The sequence below is a fragment of the Pseudoxanthomonas sp. SL93 genome, assembly GCF_026625825.1.
GTDB lineage: Bacteria > Pseudomonadota > Gammaproteobacteria > Xanthomonadales > Xanthomonadaceae > Pseudoxanthomonas_A.
This window is the reverse complement of the sequence record NZ_CP113065.1, coordinates 2,919,071-2,939,259: the sequence shown is the minus strand read 5'-3', so window position 1 is coordinate 2,939,259 and position 20,189 is coordinate 2,919,071. Positions and strand designations below refer to the sequence as shown.

General features: G+C 66.0%; 19 protein-coding genes. 5 read left to right on the top strand and 14 right to left on the bottom strand.

The annotated features are described in order from the left end of the window. Positions 1–160: 160 nt before the first annotated feature. The gene (locus tag OVA13_RS13765; RefSeq protein ID WP_267791035.1) at positions 161–1,393 is read right to left on the bottom strand and encodes an MgtC/SapB family protein; all 1,233 of its coding nucleotides are present in this window, start codon (positions 1,391–1,393) and stop codon (positions 161–163) included. A gap of 96 nt (positions 1,394–1,489) precedes the next feature. Between OVA13_RS13765 and OVA13_RS13760 the strand changes: the two genes are divergently transcribed. Together OVA13_RS13760 and OVA13_RS13755 are read left to right on the top strand one after the other, a co-directional pair. After that, positions 1,490–2,521 (top strand): class 1 fructose-bisphosphatase, encoded by a 1,032-nt coding sequence (locus tag OVA13_RS13760; protein ID WP_267791034.1) that lies wholly within the window; start codon positions 1,490–1,492, stop codon positions 2,519–2,521. 34 nt (positions 2,522–2,555) lie between these two features. Next, positions 2,556–3,269 carry a 2OG-Fe(II) oxygenase gene (locus OVA13_RS13755; RefSeq protein WP_267791033.1) on the top strand — a complete coding sequence of 238 codons (714 nt, stop codon included), beginning with the start codon at positions 2,556–2,558 and terminating at the stop codon, positions 3,267–3,269. A gap of 10 nt (positions 3,270–3,279) precedes the next feature. On the opposite strand, the gene OVA13_RS13750 is transcribed toward OVA13_RS13755, so the two are convergent. Next, positions 3,280–4,368 (bottom strand): PA0069 family radical SAM protein, encoded by a 1,089-nt coding sequence (locus OVA13_RS13750; RefSeq protein WP_267791032.1) that lies wholly within the window; start codon positions 4,366–4,368, stop codon positions 3,280–3,282. Between the two features lie 56 nt (positions 4,369–4,424). On the opposite strand from OVA13_RS13750, the gene cls reads away from it, so the two are divergent. The 3 genes from cls (at position 4,425) to OVA13_RS13735 (ending at position 7,014) form a co-directional block, all read left to right on the top strand. After that, positions 4,425–5,879 (top strand): cardiolipin synthase, encoded by a 1,455-nt coding sequence (gene cls / locus OVA13_RS13745; RefSeq protein ID WP_267791031.1) that lies wholly within the window; start codon positions 4,425–4,427, stop codon positions 5,877–5,879. 66 nt (positions 5,880–5,945) lie between these two features. Beyond that, positions 5,946–6,209 carry a hypothetical protein gene (locus OVA13_RS13740; protein WP_267791030.1) on the top strand — a complete coding sequence of 88 codons (264 nt, stop codon included), beginning with the start codon at positions 5,946–5,948 and terminating at the stop codon, positions 6,207–6,209. A gap of 22 nt (positions 6,210–6,231) precedes the next feature. Further along, positions 6,232–7,014 carry a pyridoxine 5'-phosphate synthase gene (locus OVA13_RS13735; RefSeq protein WP_267791029.1) on the top strand — a complete coding sequence of 261 codons (783 nt, stop codon included), beginning with the start codon at positions 6,232–6,234 and terminating at the stop codon, positions 7,012–7,014. Between the two features lie 6 nt (positions 7,015–7,020). Here the strand turns inward: OVA13_RS13735 and OVA13_RS13730 are convergent, their stop codons facing one another. The 12 genes from OVA13_RS13730 to dnaA all read right to left on the bottom strand — a co-directional run bounded on the left by OVA13_RS13730 (position 7,021) and on the right by dnaA (position 19,940). Then, complete coding sequence (locus OVA13_RS13730; protein WP_267791028.1) at positions 7,021–7,416, bottom strand: ExbD/TolR family protein; 396 nt, start codon at positions 7,414–7,416, stop codon at positions 7,021–7,023. Positions 7,417–7,589: 173 nt separating this feature from the next. Then, positions 7,590–8,000, bottom strand: a complete 411-nt coding sequence (locus OVA13_RS13725) for an ExbD/TolR family protein (protein WP_267791027.1) — start codon at positions 7,998–8,000, stop codon at positions 7,590–7,592. 3 nt (positions 8,001–8,003) lie between these two features. Further along, positions 8,004–8,429 carry an ExbD/TolR family protein gene (locus OVA13_RS13720; protein WP_267791026.1) on the bottom strand — a complete coding sequence of 142 codons (426 nt, stop codon included), beginning with the start codon at positions 8,427–8,429 and terminating at the stop codon, positions 8,004–8,006. A 46-nt stretch (positions 8,430–8,475) separates the two neighbouring features. Beyond that, entirely contained in the window at positions 8,476–9,231 is a 756-nt protein-coding gene (exbB, locus tag OVA13_RS13715; RefSeq protein WP_267791025.1) for a TonB-system energizer ExbB, read from the bottom strand. Between the two features lie 79 nt (positions 9,232–9,310). Continuing rightward, positions 9,311–9,985, bottom strand: coding sequence for an energy transducer TonB (locus OVA13_RS13710; protein ID WP_267791024.1), 675 nt, complete (start codon positions 9,983–9,985; stop codon positions 9,311–9,313). Between the two features lie 159 nt (positions 9,986–10,144). Further along, positions 10,145–11,335 (bottom strand): heme biosynthesis protein HemY, encoded by a 1,191-nt coding sequence (locus OVA13_RS13705; protein ID WP_267791023.1) that lies wholly within the window; start codon positions 11,333–11,335, stop codon positions 10,145–10,147. Positions 11,336–11,468: 133 nt separating this feature from the next. After that, positions 11,469–12,275: a M48 family metallopeptidase gene (locus OVA13_RS13700; RefSeq protein WP_267791022.1), complete on the bottom strand. Its 807-nt coding sequence runs from the start codon at positions 12,273–12,275 to the stop codon at positions 11,469–11,471. Positions 12,276–12,346: 71 nt separating this feature from the next. After that, a complete protein-coding gene (locus OVA13_RS13695; RefSeq protein WP_267791021.1) occupies positions 12,347–13,180 on the bottom strand; it encodes a CPBP family intramembrane glutamic endopeptidase in 834 nt (277 codons plus the stop codon). Positions 13,181–13,190: 10 nt separating this feature from the next. Beyond that, entirely contained in the window at positions 13,191–15,629 is a 2,439-nt protein-coding gene (gene gyrB / locus OVA13_RS13690) for a DNA topoisomerase (ATP-hydrolyzing) subunit B (RefSeq protein ID WP_267791020.1), read from the bottom strand. A gap of 127 nt (positions 15,630–15,756) precedes the next feature. After that, positions 15,757–16,872 carry a DNA replication/repair protein RecF gene (gene recF, locus OVA13_RS13685; protein ID WP_267791019.1) on the bottom strand — a complete coding sequence of 372 codons (1,116 nt, stop codon included), beginning with the start codon at positions 16,870–16,872 and terminating at the stop codon, positions 15,757–15,759. A gap of 183 nt (positions 16,873–17,055) precedes the next feature. After that, positions 17,056–18,156 (bottom strand): DNA polymerase III subunit beta, encoded by a 1,101-nt coding sequence (gene dnaN / locus OVA13_RS13680; protein WP_267791018.1) that lies wholly within the window; start codon positions 18,154–18,156, stop codon positions 17,056–17,058. A 455-nt stretch (positions 18,157–18,611) separates the two neighbouring features. Next, positions 18,612–19,940, bottom strand: a complete 1,329-nt coding sequence (gene dnaA, locus OVA13_RS13675) for a chromosomal replication initiator protein DnaA (RefSeq protein WP_267791017.1) — start codon at positions 19,938–19,940, stop codon at positions 18,612–18,614. Positions 19,941–20,189: the final 249 nt, after the last annotated feature.

The following is a 20,189-nucleotide window of genomic DNA, read 5'->3' as shown; positions in this document are numbered from 1 at the left end:
GTTTGTAGGAGCGACGTGAGTCGCGACCGCACGCTCACCATCACCCGGTTCTTTCAGTGACACGGAACGGATCGGCAATCCCTTCTCGCGAAGGTGTCGTGTTCCACGGCGATTCGGTGCCCCGGTCGCGACTCACGTCGCTCCTACAGAAAAGCCAGGCTCAGAACACCACCATCGCCGCGCCCGCAGCCAGCGCCACCAGCAGGCCCGCCGACACCCGCATGCCATAAGCGGCCCCGCCGCTGACCCAGGCGATCACCGATTTCGCGACCAGGCTGGCGCCGAGCAAGGCCAGCATCCACCAGCGCGCTTCCGCCGCTGCCAGGCCGCCGCGCGAAAACTGGTTGGCCAGCGTGGCGACGGCGGCATGCAGTTCGGCCATCGCCGACAGGGCCGCGGCGGCCATCGCGCCGCGTGGGCCGATCCACGCGGCCAGCGCGGCCGCGATGAAGCTCAGTGCCGCGACCAGCAAGGCAAAGCCGAGCGCCTGGCCGAAGCGGAACATGCGGCTTTCCGAGGTCGGCGGCTTCACCGTTTCCTCGCGGCCCGCACGCAGGCCCAGCAGTCCCCCGGCCAGCAGCACGGCGCCGATGGCGCAGAGTTCCGGCAGCAGGTCACGCACCAGTGCCGGCGACACGGCCCACAGGATGGGCACGCACAGGCTCAGCGACGCCAGGTTTGCCAGCAGCGCGGCGGCCACCGCGGAACGCATCAGGGCCGGCGTTTCCTTCGCCCGCTGGCCAAAACCGATGGTCGCGGCAGTGGACGACACGTAGCCGGCGAAGAACCCGGCCGCTGCCAGCCCCCAGCGGTTGCCGACCAGGCGCAGCACCACATGCCCCAGCGCACTGACCGCCATCACCAGCACCACCAGTTTCCAGATGGTCGCCAGGTTGATCGCTTCGAATGGCCCGATCGGCCGGTCCGGCAGGATCGGCAGGATGACCAGCGCGGACGCCAGCAGCAGCAGGCCGTCGAACACCTCGCGCTCGCTGAAGGTCTCGCGGGTGAGTTCATGCAGCGGTTCCTTGGCGTACAGCAGCACCGCCACCACCACCGCCAGCCCCGCGGCCAGCGCCGGGGCACGCATGGCCATCGCGCCCAGCAGGTAGGTCAGCACCAGCGTGACCTCACTGGTCAGGCCCGGGTCGTCACGGCGCGTGGCCCGGTAGCCCATGGCCGCCAGCACGCCGGTCACCCCCAGCCCCACCAGCAGCACCGGCAGGCCCAACCAGGCCGCCACCGCCGCGCCCAGCGCCACCAGTGCATGCGTGCGCAGGCCGGCGATGCCGTGCGCGTGCCCTTGGCTGCGCTCGCGCACCAGACCGATCAGCAGGCCCAGGCCCAGCGCCGAGGACAGCGCCAGCCAGGTTTCCGGGGTTGTGTCGTCCATCGCGTCGTTCCTGTCCGAACGGTGAGCATAGCGAATGGTCTTGCATTGGTCCCATCAACCCGGACAATGCGCGCACCGTTCGCCGTGGATCCCATCATGCCCGCTTCCGCTCCATCCGCCGTCTCGCTGAGCCGCTACCTGATCGAGGAACAGCGCGCCGGCCGCATCAGCGCCGACCTTCGCCAGCTGATCGCGGTGGTGGCCCGTGCCTGCACCAGCATCTCCATTGCGGTCAGCAAGGGTGCGCTGGGCGGCGTGCTGGGCGACGCCGGCACCGGCAACGTGCAGGGCGAGGCGCAGAAGAAGCTGGACGTGCTGAGCAACGACATCCTGCTGGAAGCCAACGCCTGGGGCGGTCATCTGGCCGCGTGCGCCTCGGAGGAAATGGACCACAGCCAGCCGATCCCGGATGCGTATCCGCGTGGCGGCTTTCTGCTGCTGTTCGATCCGCTGGACGGCAGCTCGAACATCGACGTCAACGTCTCCGTCGGCACCATCTTCTCCGTGCTGCGCAGCCCGGACGGCGTGACCACGCCGGGCGACGAGCATTTCCTGCAGCCCGGACGCGACCAGGTCGCCGCCGGCTACTGCATCTATGGCCCGAGCACGATGCTGGTGCTGACCACGGGCAACGGCACCCATGCGTTCACGCTGGACCGCGAGCAGGGTGCGTTCGTGCTGACCCAGCGCGACATGCGCATCCCGGAGGAGACGAAGGAGTTCGCCATCAACATGTCGAACCAGCGCCACTGGGAAGCGCCGATGCAGGGCTACGTCAGCGATCTGCTCGCCGGCAGGGAAGGCCCGCGCGGGAAGGATTTCAACATGCGCTGGATCGCCAGCATGGTGGCCGACGTGCACCGCATCCTGACCCGCGGCGGCATCTTCATCTATCCGTGGGACCGCAAGGACCCGGGCAAGGCCGGCAAGCTGCGCCTGATGTACGAGGCCAACCCGATGGGCATGCTGGTCGAACAGGCCGGCGGCGCCGCCAGCACCGGGCGCGAGGACATCCTGTCGCTGCAACCCACGCAATTGCACCAGCGCGTGCCGGTATTCCTGGGCTCGAAGCACGAAGTCGAGGCGGCAGTCGCATACCACCGCGCGCACGACACCGCGGCGGCCTGACCACCCTGCGCAGGCGGGCGGCTAGAATCCGGCCATGACGTCGAATCCCCATCCCGCAGACTTCATCGAGGTCTATCACGATGCGCTGGACGCGGCGACGTGCCGCGCCATCGTGGAACGCTTCGATGCCAGCCGGCAGGACCAGCCGGGGCAGGTCGGGGGTGGGCACCATCCCGAGCTCAAGCACAGCCGCGACATCAGCATCAGCGGACTGGCCGACTGGCGCGACGTGGAACAGCGCCTCAACCTGGCCGTGCTCGCCGGCCTGAAGCAGTACCTGCGCACCTATCCCTTCAGCCTGATCGCGCCGCTGATGCTGCAGCAGCCAGGCGCCGACGGGCAGCTGCATCGCCTGGGTTACGAGGACGTCGCCAGCATGGACGACGAGGCGCTGATGCGCCTGGTGATGGCGGTGTTCGTGCCGGGGCGGATCAACCTGCAGCGCTATCCCGCCGGGGAAGGCGGCTACCCGTACTGGCACTGCGAGCTGTTCCCGAAGGGCCCGGATGCGGAGTCGCTGCACCGCCACGTGCTGTGGACGCTCTACCTCAACGACGGGTTCGAGCAAGGGGAAACCGAGTTCTTCCACCAGCAGCGCAAGATCGTGCCGCGCACCGGCAGCCTGCTGATCGCACCCACCGCCTTCACCCACACGCATCGCGGCAACCGGCCGGTCGGCGGCGACAAGTACATCGCGACCAGCTGGATCCTGTTCCAGCGCGCGGAACGGTTGTACGGCAACCGCTGACGCCGACGCCTCAGAACAGTTCGCCCTGCGGCGAAGGTTTGCGCGGCGGCACGAACAGGTCGCACGCCAGCGGGGGATGCCGCCTGCCCGCGTAGCCGAAGCGTTTGCGCGCCAGCGCAAAACGCCTGGCCAGCAGGTCGGCGTAGACGCCCTCGCCGCGCATGCGGCTGCCGAAGCGGGCATCGTAGTCCTTGCCACCGCGCAGCTGCTGGACGGTGCTCATCACATGCTCCGCGCGTTGCGGGTGGTGCGTCTGCAGCCAGTCGCGGAACAACGGCGCGACTTCGTGTGGCAGACGCAGCAATACATAACCGGCCGCCGTTGCGCCGGCATCCCGCGCCGCTTCGAGCACCGCTTCCAGCTCGTGGTCGTTCACCCAGGGGATGACCGGCGCGAACATCACGCCAACCGGCACGCCCGCCTCGCTCAGCCGGCGGACCGCCCGCAGCCGCGCATGCGGCGCGGAAGCCCGCGGCTCCAGGCGCGACGACAAGCCGTTGTCCAGCGTGGTGATGGAGAAATAGACATGCACCAGATGCTCGCGTGCCAGCGGTGCGAGCAGGTCCAGGTCGCGTTCGACCAGCGCGTTCTTGGTAATCAGTGAAAAAGGATGCCGGGTTTCGGCCAACACTTCGATGATGCGCCGTGTCAGCTGCAGTCTGCGCTCGGTGGGCTGGTAGGCATCGGTGTTGATGCCCAGCGAGATCGGGCTGACCTGGTAACCGGGCCTGGCCAGTTCGCGGCGCAGCACGTCGGGCGCATTGGTCTTGGCGAAGATCCGGGTTTCGAAATCCAGTCCCGGTGACAGGTCCAGGTAGGCATGCGAGGGCCGTGCGAAGCAGTAGGAACATCCGTGCTCGCAACCACGGTACGGGTTGAGCGACTGCGAGAATGGAATGTCCGGCGACTGGTTGCGGCTGATGATGCTGCGTGCGGCTTCCTCGCGGACTTCCGTGCGGGGCGACGAGGCGATGTCGCCTTCGTGATCGGTATCGTGCCAGCCATCGTCGACGGCCTCGGGCGTGGTGACGGCATAGCGCCCCGGCAGATAACCGGTCGAACCCCGTCCCTTGATGCCTGGTTGCTTTGGCGCGCCCATGGCGCAAGGGTACGCCCGCGCCGTCGCATGGGCGGCGACACGGCTAGAATTGCCGCATGCTGCAGACCCTGCACGATCTCTGGACCAGTCTCTGGTCGATCCCCCATCTCAAGCTCTGGCTCACCGCGGCCTGGCTGCTCTACCTGGTGCCGTTGTGCGCGTGGATCGTGCTGCAGAAGCGCGAGCCGGTCGCCACCCTCAGCTGGCTGCTGTCGTTGGCCATGCTGCCTTACCTGGGCTATCTGGTGTACTTCCTGCTGGGGCCGCAGAAGATCAAGCGGCAGCAGTTGCGCCGCTCGCGCTCGCGCGCGGGCCTGGACACGTACGAGGTGTTCGCGCCCTCCGACGGCAACAGCGCGGAACTGCCGATGCTGGCGCAGAAGATCACCGGGCTGCCCCCGTCCACCGCGACCTCCGTGCAATTGCTGGTGGACGGCTGTGCCACCTACCAGGCGCTGCTGGATGCGATCGCCGGTGCGCAGAACCACGTGCACGTGGAGTACTACATCTTCAATGGCGACCGCACCGGCCAGCGTGTGCTGGAAGCATTGGCCGAACGCGCGCGCGCCGGCGTGAAGGTGCGGTTGCTGCTGGACGCGGTGGGCTCGGGCAGCCTGAAGCGTCGCACCCTTCAACAGCTCCTGGACGCGGGCGGCGAACAGGCGTGGTTCCATCCCACGCGTCTGCGCCCGTTCACCCGGCCTTGGCTCAACCTGCGCACCCACCGCAAGATCGTGGTCGTCGACGGCGTGGTCGCCTTCACCGGTGGCATCAACGTCACCGACGAGGAAGACGAGTCGTTGCGCGACGATGCGTACCGCGACCTGCACCTGCGCATGGAGGGTGAAGTGGTGCGCAGCGTGCAGCAGGTGTTCGTGGAGGACTGGGTGTATGCCACCGGCCAGCAGCGCAAGGATTTCCAGGGCACGCGGTTGTGGAGCGCCACCGAGGCGAACGTCCAGGGGGGCATCGTTACCCAGACGTTGATCTCCGGCCCGGACTCGGCCTGGGAACCGATCCACCGGTTGAAGGTGGCTGCCATCCACGAGGCGCGCAAGCGGGTCTGGCTGGTGACGCCGTATTTCGTTCCCGGCGAGGCAGCCCGCATGGCATTGACGTCGGCGGCGCTGGGCGGGCTGGACGTACGGCTGGTGGTGCCGAAGACCAGCGATTCCCGGCTGGTGACGCTGGCCGCCCGGTCCTACTTCGACGAACTGCTTGCGGCCGGGGTCAAGGTCTACGAATACGGGCCGCGCATGATGCACAGCAAGGCCCTGCTGTGCGACGACGGGCTGGCCATCATCGGCAGCGCCAACTTCGACCACCGGAGCTTCCGGTTGAATTTCGAGATCTCGATGATGTTCCGCGACCGCGGCGTGGCCGGCACGCTTGCCCAGCTGCTGGAAGGGGAAATCGCCGCCTCGTCGCAGGTCCACCCGCAACGCGACCGCTCCCTCTGGCGCCACCGCCTGCCCGAGGCGCTGGCCCGGCTGATGTCGCCATTGCTGTGAACCGCGACCGTTTTTGGCGGCCCGGGGAAGCGGTAAGATGCGGCCAGATTCCCCGGGGAACGGACGATGCACTGGTTATTCCTGCTGCTTGGCATAGGGTCGCTGTTCATCGCGATGCGGACCGCGTCGATGGCGCTGATGGTGGTCTGCCTGCTGGCGTCGCTGGCGCTGTTCGTGCTGTGGATCGTCGGCTGGTACTCGCAGCGCGTGGGCGACAGCAGCCGCAACGACGTGCAGATGATCGACCCCGCCGAGTTGCGCCGCCTGCGCGAGATCGCCGAGGCGCGCCGCAACGCCACGACCCCGCCGGGCGAGCCGCCGCCGCTGTGAGGCATTTTCCAGGGACGGTGCGGTGACCCTGCTCAGCGTCAACGTCAACAAGATCGCGGTGCTGCGCAATTCGCGTGGTGGCAGCGAACCGGACGTGGTGCGGGCTGCCCGCACCTGCCTGTATGCCGGCGCGCACGGCATCACCGTTCACCCCCGGCCCGACCAGCGCCACATCCGCACCGATGACGTGCTGGCGCTGTCGGTGCTGACGCGGGAAAGCGGCGTGGAATTCAACCTGGAAGGCAATCCATTCGCACCGCCGCGGGACGGATACCCGGGCTTCCTGGCGCTGTGCGACCAGGTCCGTCCGGCACAGGCCACGCTGGTGCCCGATGGCGACGGCCAGATCACCTCTGACCATGGGTTCGATTTCAGCCGTGATGCCGAACGCCTGCGTCCCCTCGTCGGCGAACTCAGGGCGATGGGCTGCCGGGTCAGCCTGTTCGTCGATGCCGGTTGCGAGGGTCTGGATCAGGCAGCCGCGATCGGGGCCGACCGCATCGAGATCTATACCGGTCCCTTCGCCGAGGCACTTGCACGCGGCAACGCGGATGCGGAACTTGCGCGTTGCGCCGCGACGGCAGGCCAGGCGCGTTCACTCGGGCTGGGCGTCAATGCGGGGCACGACCTGAGCCAGGCGAACCTGGAGGAGTTCCTGGAAGCCGTGCCGGGCGTACTGGAAGTCTCCATCGGCCACGCACTGATCGGCGAGGCCCTCTATGCCGGCCTGCAGCGGACGGTGCAGAACTACCTGGCCATCCTCGACCAAGCCGCCGCGGCCCGCCCTTCCGGGCGGACCGGCTGATCCCGCCTATTGCCGCAGGGTGATCTGCGGGAAGCCGCTGGCTTCCACCACGGCCATGGCCTCGACCATGCGCTGGTACTCCGCGCCTTCGGCGGCCTGTACCTGCAGCACCGTGCGCGGATCGGAGATGCGCGCCTCTTCCAGCTGCGTGCGCAGCTGCGCCAGCGTTGTCGGGCGATCGTCCAGGCGATAACCACCGTCCAGGTCCACCTGCAGCAGCAACTGCGTGGGAGGTACCGCGACCTGTCTGTCGGTGGGCTGCGGCAGCACCAGGTTGAGCGGTCGCGACAGCATCGGTGCCGTGACCATGAAGATCACCAGCAACACCAGCATCACGTCGACCAACGGCGTGATGTTGATGTCGGCCAGGGCGGAACGGGAAGCAGGGGCGGAGAAAGCCATTGCGGACTCCTTCTGTGGGTACCGTCGCTGCCGACGCTACGCCTGCGCTGCAGGGTCCGCAAGCCCCCGCAGCGGCTTGGTGGGATAGCCGTGGCGCCATCCCGACGAGGATGACGCAAAAGAAAACGCCGCCCTTCCGGGCGGCGTCTCAAGGTCTTGCTGAAGCGTCAGGTTTACTGCACGAAACCGATCTTCATCATCTGCGCGTTCTTCGCCGCGGCCAGTACCTTGGCCATGATGTCGTACTGCGCTTCCGAGTTGGCTTCGATGCGCAGCTCCGGCTGGTTGGTCGGATCGCGCTGGACTTCGTCTTCCATGCGCTGCTGCAGATCGTTGACGTTCACCGGGCTGTTGTTCCAGTACACGGAACCGGCAGCGTCGATGCGCAGGTCGATCGGCGGCGGCGGTTCGCGCACCTGCGGCGGCGGGTTGATCACGCGCTGCGGCAGGGCCACTTCGATCGGATAGGTCATGATCGGCGCGGTCACGATGAAGATGATCAGCAGCACCAGCATCACGTCCACCAGGGGCGTGACGTTGATGTCGGCCATCGGGCCCTTGCTTCCACCACTACTGAATGCCATGGCTTACTGCCCCTTCACTTTCGTGGCCACGTAGCCGATGTCCAGCATGCCCTGGCCCTGCGCGATCTTGGTGACTTCCTGGATGGTGCCCATCTTGGTCGTCTTGTCGCCACGCAGGTTCAACTTCGGCTGCGGTTGCAGCTGGGCCGCACTGGACAGACGCGATTCCAGGATTTCCTTGCTGACGGGCTCGTCGCCCCAGTACAGGGAACCGTCTTCCTTCACCGAAATGGTGATGGGCGGCGTCTTCGGCGCTTCTGGATCATCCTTCTGCACAAGGTTCGCCTCGGGCAGCTCGATCTTCACCTTGTGCGACATCAGCGGCGCGGTGATGATGAAGATGATCAGCAGCACCAACATCACGTCCACGAGGGGCGTGACGTTGATCTCGGCCATCGGGCCACTGCTATTACCACTACTGAACGCCATAACAGGCTCCGTCTAAACGTTGCGTTGACTGCTTGCTACCGCCGGCTCAGCGAACGCGCGAGCCGGTGGCGAAGAAGTCGTGCAGATCGTGAGCGAACGTGTCGAACTTCGCGATCGTCGAGCTGTTGATCTTGCTGAAGAAGTTGTAGGCGAACACGGCCGGGATGGCGACGAACAGACCGATGGCGGTCATGATCAGCGCTTCACCCACCGGGCCGGCAACGGCGTCGATGGAGGCCTGGCCGGTGGCACCGATGCGAATCAGCGCGCCGTAGATGCCCCACACCGTACCCAGCAGACCCACGAACGGGGCGGTCGCACCCACGGTGGCCAGCAGGGTCATGCCCGTCTGCAGCTTCGAGGATTCACGGGTCACGGCCTGACGCAGGGCGCGGTCCACGAATTCCGAACGGCTCAGCGATTCGGCGAGGCTGGAGCCTTCCTGGCGCTGGTGGTGGGCGGCGGCCATGGCAGCGTCGAGCGCGATCTTGGAGAACGGCTCGTTCTTGGGCTGCTCTTCCATCAGGCGGATGGCGTCCTGCGCGTTCGGGGTTTCCCAGAACGTGCTGGTGACGCGGTCGGCCTGGCCCTTCAGGCGGGTGCTCTTCAGCGCGTTGATGACCGTCCAGTACCAGGACATGGCCGACATGATCACCAGCGTGAGCAGGACGACCCAAGACACGACGAATTCGCCGGGCTTGCTGGTCATCTCGCTGATCATGTGTTCAAAGCCCATCTGCGAGAGGGCGTTCGCGGCGTTGTTGCCCCCCGCTGCGGCGGCAATGATGGTTTCCTGCAGCATGACGCTTACCTTTATATGTGTGTTGATTGAGAGTGTTGCGGATTACGGAATGGAACGGGGTTGATGCCGGGTGCCGGCATCAGCCACCCATGTTGAAGTCCACCGGGACGCGGACACGGCCCGCAGCCTTCTGGCCATTGGAGATGGACGGATTGAAGCGCCACTTGCGTGCAGCATCCATGGCCGCGCGGTCGAGATCGCGGTTGCGGCTGGATTTTTCCACCGACACGTTGGTCACGTTGCCATTGGCATCAACGTCGATGATCAGGATGACCGTGCCTTCGATACCGGCGCGGGCGGCTGCCGGCGGGTAACGGGGCGGGTTCATGTTCTTGGACGAGATGTCGACGCTGGCGCCGATGTCCGGCGACGGCGCAGGCGGTGCGGGCGGCGACGGCGGCGTCACGATATCGGTCGGACGCGGCTCGGCGATGTCGACCGGCGGGGCTTCCGGCGGCGGCGGCAACGGCGTGGTCTTCGGCGGCGCCAGGTTCTTCACCGGCGGCGGCGGGGTGTCTTGCGGCGGCGGCGGCGGCGGCGGCGGGGGAGGCGGCGGCGGCGCGTCGACGATGACGACCGACGTACGGCGCTCCTGCTCCTTCTCCGCCGGCGGGGCGACAGCCGGGATCAACAAGGCAAGCAGCGCGGCTGCATGCAACGCGATCACGAAGGCAATACCGATGATACGGGGCCAGTTGAGGCTCGTGTCCTCTTCCTCGTCCCTGTACCTGTTGATGACCAGTTGTTCAGCCATGCGCCAATTAACTCAAGGTTGGATACGGGTGCCTGGGCACCACGTTTGATTCGGAACCCGCCGACGAGCTTTTTGTCGGCGGAATCCCCAGCTTATACCAATCAGGCCCCGCTGCACCATCATCTGTTGTGATTTTGGCCTACGGTGTCATGGATCGGATCAGGGCAGGGCGATGATCTTCTTCGCGTCTTCCGGCTTCTTCAGACCCTTGTCCAGGGCGGCACGGGCGGCCACCTTGGCTTCCGGCACGCGACCTTCCTGCCACAGCACGCGGGCGAGGTTGAGGTAGGTGTCACCGTTGGGGGCCAGCGGGGCCGCCTTCTGCCAGGCGTCAATGGCCGGCGCGATCTGCTCGGAGTAGTAGTAGGCCTGCGCCAGTGCCAGCTGGGTCTGGTAGTCCGGCTTCAGGACGCCCTTCTGCAGACCTTCGTTGACGACGGAGATGACTTCCTTCTCCTTGCCGTCCATGTTGGCGTAGGTGACGTAGAGCTGGCGGTACTCCTTCTCTTCCGTCATCTGGCCGGCGGCCCGCATCTTCTCGAGTGCGGCGGCGGCCTTGTCGAACTGGTCGGCCTGCTGGTACGTGGCCACCAGGTTCAACTGGGCTTTCTTGTCGGCGGGATTCTTGGCGGCCAGCTGCTCGGCGATCTTGACCGCCTCGCCCGGCTGGTCCGCGCCGGCGTAGGACGCCAGCAGCAGGCTGTACCAGCTGTCCTTCGGCTCCGGGGTGGCGGCGATGGCCTGCTGCAGCACCGGGATGGCCTCGGCGTACTTTTCCATCTGGTACAGCGCCTGGCCCTTCTGGATCAGGTCTTCCGGCTTGGTCGACTTGGTCTCGGCCAGGTAGCGGTCCAGCATGGCCATGCCCGGCACGAACTCGTCGTCCTGCAGCTGCAGCTGGGCCAGCATCAGCATGGCCTGGTAGTGCGCGTTGTTGTCGAGGCTGTTGAGCTCGACGACCTGCTGCAGCAGTTTCTTCGCGGTCGCGGTGTCGTCCAGGTTGTACGCGGCCTGCGCGCCCAGCTGGGCGGCCATGCCCTTGTCGTATTCGTTGGCGCCCGCATCGGCCAGCAGGTCCTGGGCCAGGGCCAGCGTCTCGGCGTCGTTGTTTTCTTTCTCGTAAGCCTTGAAGAGCTTGCTCAGCTTGCCCTGCATCTTCGTGGACGCCTTGGTCTTGGGCTCCTCACGGGTGGCGTCGGGGTAGCGCACTTCCGCCTTCTGGCTCTTGTTGCGCGAGCTGCGGTCCGGCGAACGGGCGTCGAACGCCACGGCGTCGGCGACGATGCCACCGCCGAAGGCGGCCAGCAGCATCAGGCTGAGTACGGTCTTTTTCTGCATGGAAAGCTTCATGTCTAACCTCATCAGGCCATCCGGGGGGATGACGGTCCAACCCGCCTGCGTGCGGGGCCGGCAAAACTAACAGAAACCAACGGTCGGCGGATACAGTTTCAGGTGTTGCGAAGCAACAATACCGGGGCGTGTGTCAGCCGCATTTCGGGGTGTTTCCGGCCCTGCGGGCCGCCTCGTAGGTGGGGACGAGGGAGGGGGCGTCGCGATCGAGCTCACGGATGCGATTTGCGGGATCCGGGTGCGTCGACAGCCATTGTGGCGAGCGTCCGCCGCTGGCAGCCATCATGTTCTGCCACAGGCCGACCGCCTGGCGGGGGTCAAAGCCGGCTTGTGCCATCAGACGCTGTCCGACCACATCCGCTTCGCTTTCCTGGGTGCGGGATCCGGGCAGCAGAAACGCCGCCTGCGCGGTCATGCCACCGAGCTGGTTCACGGTACTGGCGGCGCCTTCGCCGTAACGCGCACCTGCCAAGGCACCCAGTACGCCAAGGCCTGCCTGCGCACCCATCTGGCGGGTGATGCGCTCCTCATGGTGGCGCGCGATCACATGGCCGATCTCATGGCCGATCACGGCCGCCAACTGGTCCTGGTTCTTCGCCACGGTGAAGATGCCGGTGTTGACGCCGACCTTGCCCCCCGGAAGCGCGAAGGCATTGGGTTCGTTGTCGGTGAAAACCGCCGTTTCCCAAGCCACGTTGCGTTGTTCCGGCGGCAGCTGGCGCACCAGCGCATTGACCACGCAGGTGACGTACGCATTCTGGCGTGCGTCGCGGTTGAGGGTTTCCTTGGCCTTGGTCTCGGCGAAGGCCTGCGCACCCAGCTGGTCGAGCTGTGCCTGCGACACGCCGCCCACCATCTGCGTGCGCCCGGTGGGCGACGTGGTGGTGGCACAGGCGGTCAGGCCCAGCGCAATGGCTGTCGCGAGAATCATGGGTTTCATGCCTGCCCCCTTAGGCGTCTTGAGTACGCAGCCAGTGTGGGCAAGACGATCTTAAACTTTCGTCAATCACATTAAACCGGCGCGCTGCCGTAAACCTGCAAGACAGCCAGCGCTATCGCATTGTTCAGGATATGGGCTGCGATCGGCGCCCACAGCGTCTGCGTCCGGCGATAGACCCACGCAAACATCCCGCCCATGCCGGCGTAGACCAGGATGAGGAACACCGTGCTGGCCATGGGTTTGCCGTTGAGGCCGGGGAGCTCGTGGACCAGCGCGAAGACCAGGCTGCTCAGCACCAGGCCCAACACCGGCCAGCCGGCCTGCCAGAGCCGTCCGAACAGGACGCGCCGGAACAGAAGTTCCTCGTACAACGGCGCCAGCATCACGGCGAACAGCGTCAGGAACACGGGATACCGCGCAAATCCCTCCCGGATCAGGTCCAGGTTGCTGGGTTCGAGATCCAGGCCGAGTGCACGCCCTGCGGCACTCATCAGCGAACTGAAGAGGAACGTCGCCAGCCCCGCCACCAGCGCCCACACCCATGTACGGTGGTGTCGCAGTCGGTTGAAGGACGCTCGCCGCTCGACCGGAGTCGCGCGTCGTCGCCAGACATACAGCAACAGCGCCGTGCCGCCGGTACTGACCAGCGTCATGACGATCAGGAACAGAACCGGTGGCGCACCGAGCTGCGCCTGCAGGGCCTGCGCATCCAGTGCGCCGCCATTCCGCTGCGCGAGCTGCACTCCCTGCCAAGCTGCCCAACCGAACAGACCCAGCATCAGCATCGAGAACGACAGCGTGATGGCCAGCACCACGTCGAGGACGAAGGCCGGCAGCACGCTGCGCAGGGGCAGGGCGGCCGGCGCCGCGTCGATGGCGTCGGGCAGGGGGCGCACCTCGCTCATTCGCGCGGCGTCACACGTCGAGGTTGGAAACCTTCAGCGCGTTGTCTTCGATGAATTCACGTCGCGGCTCCACCACGTCACCCATCAGCGTGCTGAAGATCTGGTCGGCGGCGACGGCGTCCTCGATGCGCACCTGCAGCAGGCGACGCGTCTCCGGATTCACGGTGGTGTCCCACAGCTGTTCGGGGTTCATTTCACCCAGGCCCTTGAAGCGCTGGATGCTGCGGCCCTTCTTGGCTTCTTCGAGCAACCACGCCTGCGCATCGGCAAAGCTGGCCACGGCCTGCGCCTTGTTGCCTCGGATGACCTGCGCGCCTTCGCGGATCAGGCCATGCAGCAGGGCGGCGGCTTCGCGCAGCGGGCGCAGTTCGCCGGTTTCGAACGCCGACAGCGACAGCACCTGCACCAGCTCCTCGCCCATGTGCTTGCGCGTGGACAGCAGCGCGGCGGGGCGTTGCTCGGTGGCGGCCTGCAGGGTCAAGGCATAACGCGCACTGCCCAGGCTGCCGCGGTTGAGCTTGGCTTCCAGTGCATCCAGTTCGTGGCGTTCGTCGATGTTCTGCTGCAGGTGCGCGGCATCCAGCGGCGTGAAGTCGATCAGCGACTCGAGCAGGATGGGATCGTAGCGGTGCGCATTGCGGGCGATGGTGTCGCGGGCGGTGGTGAACACCAGCAGCAGCTTCTCCAGGGCCTCGCCGGAAATCGGCGGTTCGCCAGTGGCGGGAATCAGCGACGCACCTTCCACCGCGTTGCTCGCCAAGTAGACGTTGAGCGCCGCATCATCCTTCATGTACAGCTCCTGCTTGCCCTGTTTCAGCTTGTAGAGCGGGGGCAGGCCGATGTAGATGTGGCCGCGCTCGATGAGCTCCGGCATCTGACGGTAGAAGAACGTCAGCAGCAGCGTGCGGATGTGCGAACCGTCGACGTCGGCGTCGGTCATGATGATGATGCGGTGGTAGCGCAGCTTGTCCGGGTTGTACTCGTCCTTGCCGATGCCCGTGCCCAGCGCGGTGATCAGCGTGCCGACTTCGGCGCTGGCCAGCATGCGGTCGAAGCGCGCGCGTTCCACGTTGAGGATTTTTCCCCTCAAGGGCAGCACGGCCTGGTTCTTGCGGTTGCGGCCCTGCTTGGCGGAACCGCCTGCGGAGTCGCCCTCGACGATGAAGAGTTCGGACAGCGCCGGATCCTTCTCCTGGCAGTCGGCCAGCTTGCCGGGCAAGCCGGCGATATCCAGCGCACCCTTGCGGCGGGTCAGGTCGCGGGCCTTGCGCGCGGCTTCACGGGCACGGGCGGCGTCGACGATCTTGCTGGCGATGGCGCGGGCTTCATGGGGGTGTTCCTGCAGGAACTCCTCCAAACGTGCACCGAACGTGCTCTCAACAGCCGGCCTGACCTCGGAACTGACCAGTTTCTCCTTGGTCTGCGAGGAGAAGCTGGGGTCCGGCACCTTCACCGACAGCACCGCAATCATGCCTTCGCGCATGTCGTCGCCGGACAGGTTGACCTTGGCCTGCTTGGCGATGCCGTTCTGTTCGATGTAGTTGGTCAACGTGCGCGTGAGCGCGGCACGGAAACCGATCAGGTGGGTGCCGCCATCCTTCTGCGGGATGTTGTTGGTGAAGCAGAACATCGTTTCCTGGTAGGCGTCGGTCCACTGCAGGGCGACATCCACCACGATGCCACTGGCTTCGCCGGTGACCGAGATGACGTTGGGGTGCAGCGGGGTCTTCAGCTGCGCCAGGTGCTCGACGAAGCTGCGGATGCCGCCCTCGTATTCGAAGATGTCCTGGCGGCCTTCGCCGCGCTCGTCGATCAGGGTGATCTTGACGCCGGAATTGAGGAACGACAGCTCGCGCAGGCGGCGCGCCAGGATGTCGTAGTGGAACTCCACGTCGCTGAAGATCTCCACCGCCGGCTTGAAGCGCAGCGTGGTGCCGCGCTTGTCGGACGCCTCGAGCTGCTTGAGCGGGTAGAGCGGCTCACCCAGCGCGTATTCCTGCTGGTAGTGGTGGCCGTCGCGCCAGATGTTGAGCCACAGGTGCTCGGACAGGGCATTGACCACCGAGACGCCCACGCCATGCAGGCCGCCGGAAACCTTGTAGCTGTTGTCGTCGAACTTGCCGCCGGCGTGCAGCACGGTGAGGATGACCTCGGCCGCGGAAACGCCTTCTTCCTTGTGGATGTCAACCGGAATGCCGCGCCCGTTGTCCGAGACCGAGACCGAACCGTCTTCGTGGATCTTCACCACCACATCGTCGGCATGGCCGGCGAGGGCTTCGTCGATGGAGTTGTCGACGACTTCGAACACCATGTGGTGCAGGCCGGTGCCGTCATGCACGTCGCCGATGTACATGCCCGGACGCTTGCGGACCGCTTCCAGGCCACGCAGGACGGTGATCTTGCTCGAGTCGTAGTTGCCGTTCGGTACAGGAATCGTTTCGTCGGTCATTCGCTTCTGGTCGGCTGCATAGCCCCGGGCGGTGCGGCCAGGGTGGCCGGCGCCGCGCATTTGCTATTGGGTTCGGGTTCGAATTATAGCACCGCGCCCGAGGCAGCCCCTGAAGGCCGGACGTCCGCTACAGGGGGCGGATGGCCCCCTGTTCCACGTGGAACAGCGTAAGGGGCGCCTCCATGCCCGCCATGCCTGCGGGGGGTTCCGTCCCGGTGACGAACACTTGTGCGCCGCTAGCCAGCAGGCGCTCCAGTACCCGCCGCTGATGGTTGCGGTCCAGTTCCGATGCCAGGTCGTCCAGTGCGATCACCGGCCATTCGCCCCGGCGTGAGGCAAAGTCGCGGGCCTGCGCCAGCAGGCAGGTGAGGGCAGTCAGCTTGGCTTGGCCACGCGACAGGGTTTCACGCTGCGGAGTGGCCGTGTAATCGATCCGCCAGTCGGCGCGATGCGGACCCACCGACGTGTAGCCTGCCGCACGGTCACGTTCGCGGGCGAGCAGCAGGGCGTCGGCCAGCGAAACCTCGTGGCGGCGCCAGCCTGGCTGGAACTCCAACGTGGCCTGCCCCAGCATGGGCACGAGCTCGGTGGCCACGTCCCCCAGGCCCACTTGCAGCTGGTCGAGATAGGCCTGTCGCCGCTCGGTCAGCGGCTCCCCGGCTTCGGCGAGCTCATGATCCCAGGCATCCAGCTGGCTACCACCTGTCCGCGACTTCAGCAAGGCATTGCGCTGCTTCAGGGCGCGCGCATAACGGCGCCACAACCGGAGGAAATCACCGCCCTCGGCCTCACGTTCCACGTGGAACAAGCCCCAATCCACGAACCGGCGTCGCGGCTCGCCACCTCCAGTCACCAGCGCATGGCTGCCGGGCTCGAAGCTGACGACGGCCAGCGCGGCACACAGATCGCCCAGCTGGGGAACATTTTCCCCATCCAGCCGCCCCGTCCAGGTCTGGCCTGTATGTCGCAGACCCGCCTTGCGGGTACGGAGGGAGGGGGTGCCGGTGAGCGTCTGTTCCTGCCATTCCACGAAGATCTCGACCGCATCCCGCCCCGTGCTGACCAGTCCGTCACGGACGCGGCCCCGGAAACTGCGCCCGTAGGCCATCAGGTGCAGGGCTTCCAACAGGCTGGTCTTGCCGGCCCCGTTGTCGCCCGTCACCAGATTGAGCCCGGGACCGGGAGCCATCTCGATCTGCTGGAACCGGCGCAGTCCTGCCACGCCAAGGCGGGTCACCTGCACGGATCACGGTCCTTCAGCACGGGACGATCGGCAAGGGACGGGATGTCGTGGCAAGGGCAGAGGGGAAACATGCAGGGATTTTATCCCGCTTTGCTGGACGGACACGGTTATCCCGAGCCCTGAAACGAGTTCGCCCGGCGCGGGGCCGGGCGAAAGACGTGTTCCACGTGGAACAGGATCCGATCAGAGGCGGAGCGGCATCACCACGTGACGCGATTTCTCGCTGCTGGCCTCGCGCACGAGCGCCGACGAGTTCGCGTCGCGCAGCTGGATGACGATGTGTTCGTCACGCAGCGCGGAGAGCGCGTCGAGCAGGTAGTTCACGTTGAAGCCGATTGCCAGGCCATCAACCTTGGTATCCGCCTCGATCTCTTCCTGCGCCTCTTCCTGTTCGGGATTGTGCGCGCTGATCTTCAGCTGGCCTGGGGAAACTTCCACGCGCACGCCGCGGTACTTCTCGTTGGACAGGATGGCGGCACGCTGCAGCGCGGCGCGCAGCACTTCGCGGTCCAGCTTCACCTCGCGGTCCGCACCGATCGGGATCACGGCGGCGTAGTCGGGGAAACGGCCGTCGATCAGCTTGGAGGTGAAGGTGACATCGTCGCGCTTCACGCGGATGTGGCTACGGCCGACTTCCAGTTCCAGCGAACGGTCGCCGCCCTCCAGCAGGCGCTGCAGTTCGGTGACGCCCTTGCGCGGCACGATGATCTGCCGCTTGGATGCCGCGGCGCCTTCCAGCTGCGCTTCGCACAGGGCCAGGCGATGGCCGTCGGTGGCCACGCAGCGCAGCGTGCGGTCAGCCAGGTCGAACAGCAGGCCGTTGAGGTAGTAGCGCACGTCCTGCTGGGCCATGGCGAACGAGGTGCGCTCGATCAGTTCCTTCAGCGTCGCTTCCGGCACTTCGATCCGCTCGGTCGCTTCCACTTCGTCCACGGACGGGAAATCGTTGGCGGGCAGGGTGGCCAAGGTGAAGCGGCTGCGGCCGGCCTGCACCGTGACCTTGTCGCCGGTCTGGCTGACGGTCACCTTGCTGCCGTCCGGCAGCGCGCGAATGATGTCGAACAGCTTGCGGGCAGGGATGGTGGTCTCGCCATCCTGAGCATCTTCGATCGCACTGCGCGCGATCATCTCGACTTCCAGATCGGTGCCGGTCAGCGAGAGCTGCCCGTTTTGCACCTGCACCAGGAAATTCGCCAGTACCGGCAGGGTCTGCCGGCGTTCGACCACGTTGACCACCTGGGCCAAGGGCTTGAGGAAAGCTTCGCGCTGCAGACTGAAACGCATGAGTGTTGGGGCCCCTTCGCTTTGGATTTTTAAAGACTAAAAGCTTAAAAGCTGGTGGTGATGGTAGGGCCCGAAATCCGGGAAAACCTACATAACCTTATGAATTCGTTTGATTTTCTCTTCCCGCAACCCGGTGGACAGGGTCGGGTGTGCCTATGCAGAAACCTGTGGACAACTTTCCGGCCCGAATCCACGCACATCTTATCCACAGAAGGCAGGCCTGCTTGTCCACGATGTTATGCGTTGCCCCGGTTCGCGGCCCTGCCTACAGTATCGCCACAAGGTGCGGCGGCGGCCTGAAGCAACAACCCCGACCCCGATGAGGAAACCGGCGACGCGGGCGAAGCAGGAACCCCTTTGGCGCGCACGCACGGATCACCCTCCCTTGCCGGACAACGTGAACGCCAGGACCCGAAGACCGCGTGAACGCGGAAACGCAACGGGGCGATCCGCGATTACTCGCTGAGCTTACGGATCAGCTTGTCCCAGTCCTCGCGCAGCTTGCCATCCGCTTCCATCAGGGTGCGGATCTGTCGGCAGGCGTGCAGCACGGTCGTGTGGTCGCGACCGGCGAACGCGTCGCCGATTTCCGGCAGGCTGTGTTCGGTCAGTTCCTTGGCCAAGGCCATCGCCACCTGCCGCGGACGCGCCAGTGAACGCGTGCGCCGCTTGGACAGCAGGTCCTTGACTTGCAGACCGTAGTAGTCTGCCACGGTCTTCTGGATATTGGGGATGCTGATGGCCTGCTGCTGCGCGCGCAGCAGGTCGCGCAGGGTTTCCTGCGCGAATTCGGTGGTGATGGCGCGGCCGGTGAAGTTGGCGCGGGCGGCCAGCGTGTTGAGCGCGCCTTCCAGGTCGCGCACGTTGCTGCGCATCTTCTTGGCCAGCAGGAAGGCCACGTCATCCGGAATCTGCGCGCCGCGCTCATGCGCCTTGGCCAGCACGATGGCCGCACGGGTCTCGAAGTCCGGCGGATCGATCGCCACGCTCAGGCCCCAGGCCAGGCGCGACTTCAGCCGCGGCTCCAGGCCTTCCACTTCGCGCGGGTAACGGTCGCAGGTCAGGATGATCTGCTGGCGGCCGTCGAACAGCGCGTTGAAGGTGTGGAAGAACTCCTCCTGCGTGCGGTCCTTGCCGGCGAAGAACTGGATGTCGTCGATCAGCAGCGCGTCCACCTGCTGGAAGCGGCGCTTGAACTGGTCCATCGACTTTTCGATCAGCGCCTTGGTCATAGCGCTGAAGAACTGCTCGCTGCGCAGGTACAGCACGCGGGCATTGGGATTCTGCCGGCGCATTTCGTTGCCGGCGGCGAACATCAGGTGCGTCTTGCCCAGGCCGGTGCCGCCGTACAGCAGCAGCGGGTTGTGCGAACGGTCGCCCGGCTTCTGCGCCGCCTGCCAGGCCGCCGCGCGGCCCAGCTGGTTGCTGCGGCCCTCGACGAAGTTGTCGAAGGTGTAGTGCGTGTCCAGGTTGCCGGCGAACGGCTCCACGTAGGCGGAGGTGCCCACGGCGCCATTCGTGGCGGCGGGCACCAGGGTCTCGGTGGGCTTGCTGCGCGAACCGATCTCCAGCGACACGTCATCGTGGCCGGCGAAGTAGTCCAGCAGTTCGCGGATGCGGCCCAGGTAGCGTTCGCGCACCTGTTCGACGATGAACGCATTGGGTGCGTACAACACCATGGCGTTGCTGCGCTGTTCGGCCTGCAACGGCTTCAACCAGGTGTGTACATCCTCGGCCGGCAATTCGGCTTCAAGGCGTTCAAGGCAACGGGGCCAGGCATCCATCAGGTGAAGCAACTCGCGTATGGGGGTGGAACAGGCCGCCGCGCGGTGTCGATGACATCGCGGGCCGGGTGTTATGGGGTCGGCCAGCCTACCACCGCGGCCGGGACCCGCCAATGATCCTGTGCATAACATGTGGATGAATGGGGAAGGCGCAGCGGCGGCGCGTGTGAATCCGGGGCGTTTGTCGCCCCTGCCACATCCCAGTTGACCGTAACCCGCGGGTTCCTATAGAATTTCCGGTTCTTTCCA